Consider the following 11,192-nt stretch of genomic DNA (forward strand, 5'->3'; position numbering starts at 1 on the left):
ATTAATATAGCACTAGAACTGAATTTTTCTGCCGTTTTCTAATACTTGATAGGTCTGACTTTGCAAATCAATTTCTGCTACTGCTGTTACGGACTTGTCTTTATTTTGACGTTTGATTACAATGCTGTGAGCTGTCGGTGTTTCTATCTCAATAGTCCCTTCTAGGTCAAAGGCCTCCGATTGATTACGGAAAGAAAATAGATTGAGAAGAGACTTCACCACAGGACGTTGAACTTCTTCTGCTATTTCCTCATTGCTATAGTAATGACGATTAATATTTCGACCTTCTTTGGTTTCTTCTAATAATTTTAAGTCATTTTTTCCTGCTAATAGACCCACATAGTAAACCTGAGGAATGCCTGGAGCAAAGGCTTGAATCAGACGAGCGAGGAAGTACTTGACATCATCATCTCCAAGCGCAGAATAGTAGGTTGAATTGATTTGGTAGATATCTAGATTGTTATACTCTGCACTAGAGTACTTACGTTTGACATTCGCTCCAACCTTATAGAGCTCATTTGAAGCATAGTCAATTTCCTCATCAGTCAGGATATCTTTGACATCCACCACTCCAATTCCATCATGAGTATCTAGTGTCGTAAATTGCTTCATCGGACTCATCTTTAACCACTTAGCCAAACGCTCTGTTCTGGAACTGTAAAGAGTATAAAGGGTTACCATTGGAAGGGCAAAATCATAAACATAGTAATCATGGTCCGCTATTTTAAACTGAATCGAATAGTGTTCATGAATCTCAGGTAAGAGCTCTGTCCCATACTCAGCAGCGATATCTCGGACTTTATCCAATAAATTCCAAATATCTGGTTCCACAAAGAAATCATTGGTATCCAATTTCTTCACTGCATAAGCAAAGGCATCTAGACGAATCAAATCACACCCATTACTTGCCAGGTGCTGAATGGTCTTACGGATGAATTCCATTGTTACTTCCTTGGTCACATCAAGATCAATCTGCTCCTCACCAAAGGTATTCCACAAATGTTCTACTGAACCATCTGCAAAAATAATCTCTTGCTTTGGTGCACGATCCTTACGCTTGTAAATTAAATCTACATCAGCTTGTGTCGGACGGTTTTCTGGCCAAAACTTGTCCCAGTTTAAAAAGAGATCTTTAAATTCACTGGCTTCATGTTTTTCTTGATAGTCCTTATAATATTTCGATTGGCGAGAAATATGGTTAATCATAAAGTCAAACATAAGATAATATTTCTCACCTAAACGCTTAACATCCTCCCAATCACCAAAAGCTGGATCCACTTCGTCATAGTCAACAGGCGCAAATCCACGATCACCTGTTGACGGAAAAAATGGTAGAAGGTGAACTCCCCCAATAGCATCGCCAAAATGTTCTTCCAAATTCGCATATAAGTCTTTAAGGTTATTTCCAAGACTATCTGAGTAAGTAATCAACATAGTTTTATTTTGAATGGACATAGATGGTCTCCTTTTTCTGATGAAAGCCAAGTCTCATATGACCTGGCTTCGTAAATGAAAGATATTTTTAGATTTTTGTTCACATCGAACTCGTACTAATATAGACTGCAAGCTACAAAGTACTACTTTTTTCTACATAGAATTGGCAACAAACTGAACTGTTCCTCTGTATCTGAAATTATAGATTTCCTAAGCACTTTCTTACTTCACTGCCCCGTTACTCATTCCTGAAATGATATGTTTTTGGAAGATGAGGTAGACAATGGTTATCGTTACAATTCCCACAATATAAGATGCAAAACTTGGGCCATAGTCATTGAAGTACTGACCTTGGTAGTTGTATTGGAAAAGAGGTAAAGTCCACATCTTGGAATCCTTATTCAGAATCAACAGTGGCAACATAAAGTCATTCCAGAACCAGAGGGCATTGATAATCAAAGTTGTCGCATGCATGGGCTTCAACATTGGAAAAATGATTCGACGATAAATTGTAAAACGATCAGCCCCATCAATTTCCGCAGCTTCGTCCAAACTATCTGGTACACTGATTTTTATATAACCGACATACAAGAAGAGAGTCTGTGGAATAGCATAAGTTAGGTAGAGTATTACTAGCCCCCACATATTTGCTAGACCTAGTTTACTCATCATAACTGTGATGGGAATCATAATCACCTGAAATGGAACAAATATCCCTAAGATCAAGAGCGAATACATAATTGCAAAGGCTTTTTTCTTGGACATATTTCGAGCAATGGAATAAGCTGCAGCTGGTATAAAGAAAGCTACTACAATCAATGATAACACCGTAATAACAGCTGAATTCCAGAAATAGCCTCCAATCCCATCCGAAATCAAGCGTTCATAATTACTTAATGTAAAAGGATTAGGCAAACTAAAGAAATGATTCATGATATCCTTAGTTGTTTTGAAAGAACTAAATACTGTTACCAACAAAGGAACAAGTATAAGAATACCACCGACTATCAAGAGGACATATTTCCAAAACTGATTCAATTTTTCTTCTTTTTTCATGTGTAGGACTCCTCTATTAGATTTCAAATTTCTTAGATAGCTTGATTTGGATAAGAGAAACAATTCCAATAATTAAGAATAAAATCAAGGCAATTGCATTCGCATATCCATATTGGTTACTCTTGAAGGCATAGTTGTAGACTAAAAGTCCAAGAGATGTTGTAGCATTATTTGGACCACCACTTGTCAATGCAAAAATCTGGTCAAAGGCTGTCAAACCGGACTTAAGGGCCAAGATAAAAACCATAGAGATCGTTGGAAGCAAATAGGGCAATTCAATCTTCCAAAAGGTTTGTTTACTTGTTGCACCATCAATTGATGCCGCCTCTAAAATATCATTTGGAATACTCTGAAGACCAGCAAGAAAGAGAATAATTGGCATTGCTACTCCTTGCCATAGAAGAACAAAAATAGTTGCCACTACCGCTCCGATAGGTGTTCCTAATAGACTCTCTTGTAAAAAACTAATCCCTAAAATTTTTCCAATCGTTGGAAGACCATAGTTGAAAAATTGTTTAAAAATCAAGGAAACTGTCAAACCAGATAAAACAGCCGGGAAAAAGAACCAAGCTCTAAAGAAGGTCTGTCCCTTCATCTTAGAATTTAAGGCTCGTGCCACAACCATCCCAATCGTAATCTCTCCAATAATCAATGCCAGAGTTAAAATCAAAGTAAAGGCTATGGCTGTGAAGAATTTCCCATCAATCATCAGCAATTTGTAGTTATTCAAACCAACAAATTTATAATTATAGGTCAATCCAGTCCAGTTAGTCAAACTATAGAAAGCACCTTGTACCATTGGAAAGTAAAAGAAGATCGCTTGTAAAGCAAGCGGGATAAGCAAAAATGTCCAACCCCAGTATTTATTTAAAAATTTTCGAATAGCCATATCATCTTAACTCCTATTCTAGTCCAAATCTGCCTTCATTGGATTAAAGAAAGCATTGAGATTGTTTGCCATATTTTTCAGATTTTTATCCATCAGATAACCTGCACTTAGATTAAAAAAGTCTTCTTCAGAGTTCCAGCGTTGGCCCAACCAAACATAATGTTTATCCGTAAACGCCAGTTTAGAAATATCTGCAAGCGCTGAATCTTCTTTTTCCTGTATGCCTTTTACCGCAACAGGTGATCCATCTACATCATAGTATGACTGCATAGCTTTTGGACTAGTCATATAGTTGATAAATTCTTCGGTTTCTTTCGGATGTTTGGTAGTAGCTGAAGTTGATAATGCCATGTCTCCTGCACCAACAGTGACTTCTTTTCCTACTTCTTCTCCTGGGAAGGCAAACATCCCCACCTCAAATTTTGGATCCTGTTGATTAATTGCCGCTAATGCCCATGATCCTTGTGGCATCATCAAGGCTTTTTCACTCGAAAATGCTACCACCGCATCATTATAAGAGGCACCACGCCAACCATCTTGAGCATTATCTGCTAATAAATCGAGTCGTTCTGCATCTGCTTTTAAAATAGCATCATCTGCAGAGATGGCGTTTGGTTTTGAAAAGCGAAGATAGTTATTAGCTGCGTCTCCACTACCTGTAATAGTAATGAGAGAAAGTTGGTGGTAACCATTTAATGTCCAGCCTTCATTGCCTGCAACTGCAAATGGAGAATTCCCACTATCTTTTATCTTTTTAACAATCTCTTGAAACTCTTTAAAAGTCTTCGGTTCCCCAAGTCCTAATTCTTTAAACTTTGTTTTATTGTAATAGATTCCATAAAGGTTAGCCGTTAAAGGCACACTATAAACCTTGTTATTGATTGCATACTTTTCGGCATAGTCGTTCTTGATGTTCTCAAGATAAGATTTCCCTGTCATATCTGCAAAATAACCTGCTTTTGCCCACTCCTGAAAATCCATATTTTGAGGATAGATATTAATAATATCTGGAACATCTCCTGATAAAATCCGAGTCTTCAGAACAATTCCAGCTGCGGGAACAGTCGTCAGTTTTACATCAATAGTAGGATGATCCTTTTCAAAATCATCCACTATCCTTTGCAAGGTATCCGCCATCTCGGTCTTCTGGTTAAAAAACTCAATCGTTACCTTGCCATCAGTTGACTCCTCTTGACTACTACAAGCTGACAGTCCAAAAAGGCAGAGTCCTGTAGTAGCAATTAAGCTCATCTTTTTATACCATCTCATGATTTTATCTCCTTATCTTCTAATGAAATGTAACTGCCTGCTGAGATAATCTCCCTGAGGAAGCTCCATAGTAATACCCGCATACATGAGTTCTGCACCTGAGTAAACTACACCATTTTCCTGTAATTCATACCGTCCCTCTTCATCCAAATCTTTTAAATTTAAAGTTGTTTCCATTGTTTCCACAACTGATAAGACTCGGACGTAGGTTACAATCGTTTGATTTTCATAGTTAAATTGTACAGCTGCTTCATTGGATTCAGCATTGGGATTGATTAACCTATACTGATTTCCCAACTGGACTACTGGCCGCAATTCTTTATATAAGTTCACCTGATTAGCAATCTCAGCTTTCTCTTCATCTGATAAACTTGTCAAATCAAGCTCATAGCCCAGATTTCCCATCATTGCCACATGACCACGAGTTTCCAATGGTGTCATTCGTCCCATCTGATGATTTGGTACTGCTGACACATGAGCTCCCATGGAAATGGTTGGATAGAGATAGGATGATCCATACTGTATAGGTAAACGTGCAATAGCATCAGTATTATCGCTAGCCCAGACTTGTGGGAAATAACGCATCATACCAAGATCATTTCTGCCTCCACCCCCAGAGCAGGACTCAAAGAGAATATGGCCGTGCTTCTCTGTCAGATAAGAAACAAGTTCATAAAGCCCCAACATATACTGATGAGATTGCATCTGGGTTTCCAGATAAACTGAACCATTCCCCAGATTAGTGATATTGCGGTTCATATCCCATTTGATGTAGTCAATTTTATGATGAGAGAGGAGTTCATCTAAGACATTTTTCAAATATTCTACTACCTGAGAATTCGCAAGATTAAGTACCAATTGATTCCGAGAGTAAGTATGCTCATATCCTGGAACCTGAATGGCCCAGTCAGGATGTTTACGATACAAATCGCTATCAACAGAAATCATCTCCGGTTCTAACCAAAGCCCAAACTGCAAACCTCTTTCATGGATCGCTGAAATCAGACTTTCTAGGCTTCCACCCAGTTTTTTCTCATTAACAACCCAATCACCTAAAGCACGATTATCATCAAAGCGATCGCCAAACCACCCATCATCTAATACAAAAAGTTCAATTCCAACTTTCTTAGCCTCATCTGCCAACTCTAACAGTTTTTCTCTCTGAAAATCAAAGTAAGTAGCTTCCCAGTTATTGATTAGAATTGGACGTTCTTTTTTAGAAAACTGACTTGGCATAATGTGCTTAAGTACAAAATTCTGACTTTCATGACTAATACCAGTTAATCCCTGATCTGAAAAGGTCACTAAAGCTACCGGTGTTTCAAAGTTTTCCTCAGGATCTAACTTCCAAGAAAAATTTTCTGGATTAATGCCAATAGCCACCCGAACTTCATTCAGTTGATTCTTTTGGACAAAAGCTTCAAAGTTTCCACTATACATTAGTTGAATAGCAAACACATTTCCAGCATCCTCTGTGACTCCTTGATCACATAATAGAAGAGCTGGTGTTTGAGCATGACCAGAAGCACCACGGCTCGAACTAATTGAAAAGATTCCTTGTTCTACCTGTTGACGTCGAACAGTCTTTTCACGAGCATAAGCACCCTGCAGAGTTACAATCTCGTAAGCCGCAACGGGAAAATCAGCCATAAAAGAAAAGTCCTTGTGGATGACAACTTCCTGATTACTATTATTCTCCAATTTGCTGTAGCTAGCAATTGTCGCATCATTATCAAAAGCAGTATAATACAAAGTCAGACTAAGTTGAGCCTTAGAATCTTTTAAAATCAAGGCAAGAGTCTCTGTATCGTCCATGCTGTGTGGAGAAGGTAAACCCTTTGGTTCATTCTGACCTTTTAAAATCTTTGCTTCTACAAATCGAAAGTCTGTCACTTCAGTTGCATCATGCTGAACCTGTAAAGTTGGTTTTCTAAAGTCACCCAAACCATGTTGTCCAAAAATTTGACGTTGCGTATCCAAACTAAAGGTTCGATTGGTAGCTGTTGGATTACCAGAAAAAGCATGATCGCGTTCATAAACACTATTGGCACCTCTATAGTTCTTAATAGTCTTTCCTAAATGTTTTAATAATAAGAACCCATCCCTATTTTCAATAATCAAACTTAGACCTTTACTCTCAACGTAAAATAGATTATTCTCTATCCGAATTCCCATATATATCACCTCTTCGATTTCTTGATAAAATTTTATCACATAAAAGCGCTTTCTAAAATAGAGAAATGTCTACAAAGTATGGTAAAATGTTAGGTAGGAGGTGGCACATGCTCGTTTTTTCAGAATACCAGACTGGAACAATTGATCTTTCTCTTAGCTTTTACGGTTATGAAGAATGTACGCCTAACTACTCTTTTGGCCCAGCTATTCGAGATACCTATGTACTACATTACATTACTAAAGGAAAAGGTCAATTCCATTATAAGGGTAAAATTGTTGATTTAAAGGCAGGAGATTTCTTTTTACTAAAACCAGATGAATTAACCTTCTATCAAGCAGATAGCCAGGTTCCTTGGGCTTACTACTGGTTAGGGATTACTGGAGGGAGGGCACCTGACTATTTTGCTCTGTCTCAAATTTCTGATCAATCCTACCTCATCCAGTCGAAAAACTGTCATACACAGACAACTGCAAAACTCATTGAAAATATTGTCCGTTTTGCTCAGGTAAAAAAATCAAACGAACTAGCACAACTCCATATCATGGGGCAACTTCATGAATTGATGTTTCATCTAGGAACGATTGCTCCTAATCAGAAAAAAAAGAATATTTCATCAACCCACCAACTCTATCTTGACTGCAAACGATTGATAGATAGTCACTATCCACAATCGCTCACCATTCAAGATTTAGCAAAAGAGCTATCGGTTCATAGAAGTTACTTAACTAGTGTGTTTAAAGAATTTCACCAACTCTCTCCAAAAGAGTATCTACTCTACGTTCGGATGAACCGTGCGCAACAGTTACTAGAACATACCAACGAAACGATCAAAGTCATTGCATACTCCGTGGGTTTTTCAGATCCACTCCATTTCTCGAAAGCTTACAAGCAGTTTTTTCATAAAACACCGAGTCAAACTCGAAATGAATACTCTCACTCCCTCTTAGCTAGAAAGGAAAATCAATGAAATCACACCAACTAGTCTACCAAATATTAGCTAGAGAAAACAACTATGTTAGCGGAGAAAAGATCGGAGAAGAACTGAATCTAAGCCGTACATCCATATGGAAAGCTATCCAACGTCTCCAACAAGAAGGGCTAGAAATTGACAGTATCAAAAATAGAGGCTACAAACTTATTCAAGGCGATTTGATCCTACCTGATTTGATTCAAGAGAAAACCAACTTAAGCATTCTCTACAAGCCTGAAACAAAATCTACTCAAACAGATGCAAAAGAAGGTATTGAAGGTGGAAGCCTGGGAAATAGTCTCTATCTTTCCACATGTCAAACAGCAGGTCGTGGCCGCTTTCAGCGCCCTTACTACTCTCCTGCACAGGGAGGGATTTATATGTCATTACATATTCAGCCAAATCTCACCTATGACCAGCTTCCTGCCTACACATTACTTACAGCAGGTGCCATTTACAAAGCTATTAAAAACCTCACCTTGATTGACGTGGGTATCAAATGGGTAAATGACATCTACTTTAAAAATAAAAAAATAGCAGGTATCCTCACCGAAGCCATGACGTCCGTGGAAACAGGTCTAGTAACAGATGTCATTATCGGCGTTGGAATCAACTTTGCCATCAGCGATTTTCCCAAAGAGATAAAAGAAAAAGCTGGAAGTCTCTTTACACCACCAGCTCCTATCACACGAAACGAACTAATCTCAGAAATTTGGCGTTGTTTCTACCAAACAGCACCCGAAGAACTACTCTATCTTTATAAAGAACACTCTCTTGTTCTAGGAAGAGAGGTCAGTTTTATCCAAGAACAGACTGAAAAAAAAGGAGTCGCCAAGGACATCTCCGACAAAGGACAACTCCTTATCCAGCTTGATGACCAGACAGAAATCTGGCTCAATAGTGGTGAAATCTCACTCACTAGCTGGACTTAACAACGGCACTATATGCAACTAGCAACATATAGTGCTTTTTGAATGTAGAAAGCAACAGATATATAAATAGCTGGCTTCCTTCCAACACTTTACAGATGAATAGCTTTCGAGGCATTCTTTTTATATGCCGTGCTATGTGCCAAAGAAACCCCATAGCAGTGATTTTCGTGTCCAAGCATGACCAATGGCAGTGCAAAAACTTTAACAGCATACAAAAGCAGCCAAAACATAAAGACTTCAGCTTTTATATTCACCAAATTTTTACTAAACATCTCGTACAAGAACCATGCATTTAAAGCCATATTGAAGAGACTTGCCAACGTTGCTGAAACTATATTGGTTTTCAATTTTGGATGATAACATTTAGCCACATATAAGGCCAATATTGAAATATTATAAAGGCAAATCGGTTGATAATTTTCTCTATAAATAACCAGCGTCTTACGATTATAGAACGGGAAACCATGAGGTCCACGATGATATTCATTTATCCAGACATGGCTAAAACCTCTAATCTCATCCCAAGCTATAAATAAATCAATTTTTCTTAGATAAATCCCAGTTTTATGGATTAAACACTTCCATTTGAACAAGAAAGATAGAAGAAAAGTAAGGAGCAAAACCGCAACTGTAACAACCTTCAACTCCTCTTGTCCGATAGTCAAGGATAGGTTAAAAAAGCGAATTTGCGCTTTTTTTGCATCTAAAATCATTGAAATCACAGTTAGAAATACTACAAAGATAAATAGTATAAATCTATAAAAAATACTATGAAATTTTACTCCATTTTTCATCTCGATTATCCCCAGCCACTTAAAGTCTCTAACCTTAGTATACCACTAAATCTAGTCTATTTATGATTTTTTCTAGTATGAAAGTTACTGAAACAGCATTAGATAATAGAGCTCTATAATTCTGTAGTGAGTAAAACCACTATGGAGATGCCTAGAAAAAAGTCCCAAAAGATCTATAATGAAAAGCGACCAAACCATCATTAGAAAGAATCTTATGGAACCATTACATTTTATCACAAACCTACTAGACGTTAAAGACCCTAACATCAAGAGTGTGGATATTTTCAATATGGATACCCACAAGGAAATCACTGAAGAAATATGATTTTCAAAAGAACTAAAATCCCTTATCTAGAATGTGCGGGATACAAAATTCTAATTCGTCTAAGGAAACGGCGCTTCCGCTGTAAAGTCTGTAAAAAAATGGTTGTCTCAGAGACTCCCTTAGTCAAGAAAAACCACCAAATCGCTCAAAAATTAATCGAGAAAGTCCCTATGACGGTCATCGCTGAAAGCTTGGCTATCTCCACTTCCACCGTCATTCGTAAACTGAAAGAGTTTAAATTCAAGACAGATTTATCTTCCAACTCACATGTCTTGGGATAAATACAGATTCAAGAAAGGCAAGATGAGCTTCATTGCACAAGATTTTTATTCAAATAAGATCCTAGCTATCTTAGACGGACGGACTCAAGCAACGATTCGCAATCATTTCCTTCGTTATTCTAGACAGGTCCGAAATGGAATGAAAGTCATTACAATGGACATATTTAGCTCCTACTACGACATCGCTAAGAAACTCTTTCCTTCTGCTAAAATCATCCTCGATTGCTTTCACATTGTACAAAATCTCGGCAGTGCTATGAGCTGCCTTCGCATCCAAATCATGAATCAGTTTGATAGGAGATCGCACGAATATAAGGCAATCAAACGCTACTGGAAACTCATCCAACAGGAGAGTCGGAAACTAAGTCATAAACGCTTTTATCGCCAGACCTGAAAAAACACTATAATCTCTATCAGCTCTTGCTTTTTAACTTTCAGAACAAGGAGGCAGAGAATTTTTTCGAACTCATTAAAAATAATCTCAAGCTGGTCCACCCTCGCTTTCAGGCTGTCTTTCAAACCTTTCTCAAGGATAAGGAGCCAAAAAAAGAGAGTGCCAATGTGGCTCTCTCCAGAATATGACTTTTCACCAACCCACTAGAGTTGACAAAGATTCTCAAATTATATCACGGAGAATGGGGGATTCGAACCCCCGCGCCAGTTACCCGACCTAACGATTTAGCAAACCGTCCTCTTCAGCCTCTTGAGTAATTCTCCAAAATATTTAATTAATAGGTATAAGTTGATTTAAACTCGTACACTCGCTTTATAGCTCCTGTATACGGAGAATGGGGGATTCGAACCCCCGCGCCAGTTACCCGACCTAACGATTTAGCAAACCGTCCTCTTCAGCCTCTTGAGTAATTCTCCTATTAATGGGCACGAGTGGACTCGAACCACCGACCTCACGCTTATCAGGCGTGCGCTCTAACCACCTGAGCTACGCGCCCAAGTCAAAAACTTGGTAATTTGAACAAAGTTCAAAGCGGGTGACGAGAATCGAACTCGCGACAACAGCTTGGAAGGCTGTAGTTTTACCACTAAACTACACCCGCATAACTATTAT

Annotated in this window: 8 protein-coding genes, 4 tRNA genes and 1 pseudogene; 3 read left to right on the plus strand and 10 right to left on the minus strand. The window is 38.2% G+C overall.

What is annotated here, in order from left to right; translation table 11 throughout:
• Nucleotides 1–12 precede the first annotated feature (12 nt).
• The 5 genes from gtfA to SORDD05_RS09295 all read right to left on the minus strand — a co-directional run bounded on the left by gtfA (nt 13) and on the right by SORDD05_RS09295 (nt 6,823).
• A complete protein-coding gene (gene gtfA, locus SORDD05_RS09275) occupies nt 13–1,455 on the minus strand; it encodes a sucrose phosphorylase (RefSeq protein ID WP_061419364.1) in 1,443 nt (480 codons plus the stop codon).
• A gap of 201 nt (nt 1,456–1,656) precedes the next feature.
• Nucleotides 1,657–2,490, minus strand: a complete 834-nt coding sequence (locus SORDD05_RS09280) for a carbohydrate ABC transporter permease (RefSeq protein WP_000711270.1) — start codon at nt 2,488–2,490, stop codon at nt 1,657–1,659.
• A gap of 16 nt (nt 2,491–2,506) precedes the next feature.
• Nucleotides 2,507–3,379, minus strand: coding sequence for a carbohydrate ABC transporter permease (locus SORDD05_RS09285; protein WP_061419366.1), 873 nt, complete (start codon nt 3,377–3,379; stop codon nt 2,507–2,509).
• An 18-nt stretch (nt 3,380–3,397) separates the two neighbouring features.
• On the minus strand, nt 3,398–4,648 hold the full coding sequence (locus SORDD05_RS09290; protein ID WP_061419368.1) for an extracellular solute-binding protein: 1,251 nt from the start codon (nt 4,646–4,648) through the stop codon (nt 3,398–3,400).
• 12 nt (nt 4,649–4,660) lie between these two features.
• Nucleotides 4,661–6,823: an alpha-galactosidase gene (locus SORDD05_RS09295; protein WP_061419370.1), complete on the minus strand. Its 2,163-nt coding sequence runs from the start codon at nt 6,821–6,823 to the stop codon at nt 4,661–4,663.
• Between the two features lie 107 nt (nt 6,824–6,930).
• On the opposite strand from SORDD05_RS09295, the gene SORDD05_RS09300 reads away from it, so the two are divergent.
• Nucleotides 6,931–7,791, plus strand: a complete 861-nt coding sequence (locus tag SORDD05_RS09300; protein WP_061419372.1) for an AraC family transcriptional regulator — start codon at nt 6,931–6,933, stop codon at nt 7,789–7,791.
• Nucleotides 7,788–8,726 carry a bifunctional biotin--[acetyl-CoA-carboxylase] ligase/biotin operon repressor BirA gene (gene birA, locus SORDD05_RS09305; protein ID WP_061419375.1) on the plus strand — a complete coding sequence of 313 codons (939 nt, stop codon included), beginning with the start codon at nt 7,788–7,790 and terminating at the stop codon, nt 8,724–8,726. The genes SORDD05_RS09300 and birA overlap by 4 nt, the downstream gene beginning before the upstream one ends.
• A gap of 89 nt (nt 8,727–8,815) precedes the next feature.
• On the opposite strand, the gene SORDD05_RS09310 is transcribed toward birA, so the two are convergent.
• Complete coding sequence (locus SORDD05_RS09310) at nt 8,816–9,520, minus strand: hypothetical protein (protein ID WP_061419378.1); 705 nt, start codon at nt 9,518–9,520, stop codon at nt 8,816–8,818.
• A gap of 214 nt (nt 9,521–9,734) precedes the next feature.
• On the opposite strand from SORDD05_RS09310, the pseudogene SORDD05_RS09955 reads away from it, so the two are divergent.
• A pseudogene (locus SORDD05_RS09955) lies at nt 9,735–10,666 on the plus strand (ISL3 family transposase); the annotation flags it as partial.
• 89 nt (nt 10,667–10,755) lie between these two features.
• Here the strand turns inward: SORDD05_RS09955 and SORDD05_RS09330 are convergent.
• From SORDD05_RS09330 to SORDD05_RS09345, 4 genes are all read right to left on the minus strand, one after another.
• Nucleotides 10,756–10,843, minus strand: a tRNA-Ser gene (locus SORDD05_RS09330).
• A 65-nt stretch (nt 10,844–10,908) separates the two neighbouring features.
• Nucleotides 10,909–10,996 (minus strand) — tRNA-Ser (locus tag SORDD05_RS09335).
• 6 nt (nt 10,997–11,002) lie between these two features.
• Nucleotides 11,003–11,076 (minus strand) — tRNA-Ile (locus SORDD05_RS09340).
• 34 nt (nt 11,077–11,110) lie between these two features.
• Nucleotides 11,111–11,181: transfer RNA gene (locus SORDD05_RS09345), tRNA-Gly, on the minus strand.
• Nucleotides 11,182–11,192: the final 11 nt, after the last annotated feature.

The organism is Streptococcus oralis, from assembly GCF_001578705.1.
Classification (GTDB): Bacteria; Bacillota; Bacilli; order Lactobacillales; family Streptococcaceae; genus Streptococcus; species Streptococcus oralis_J.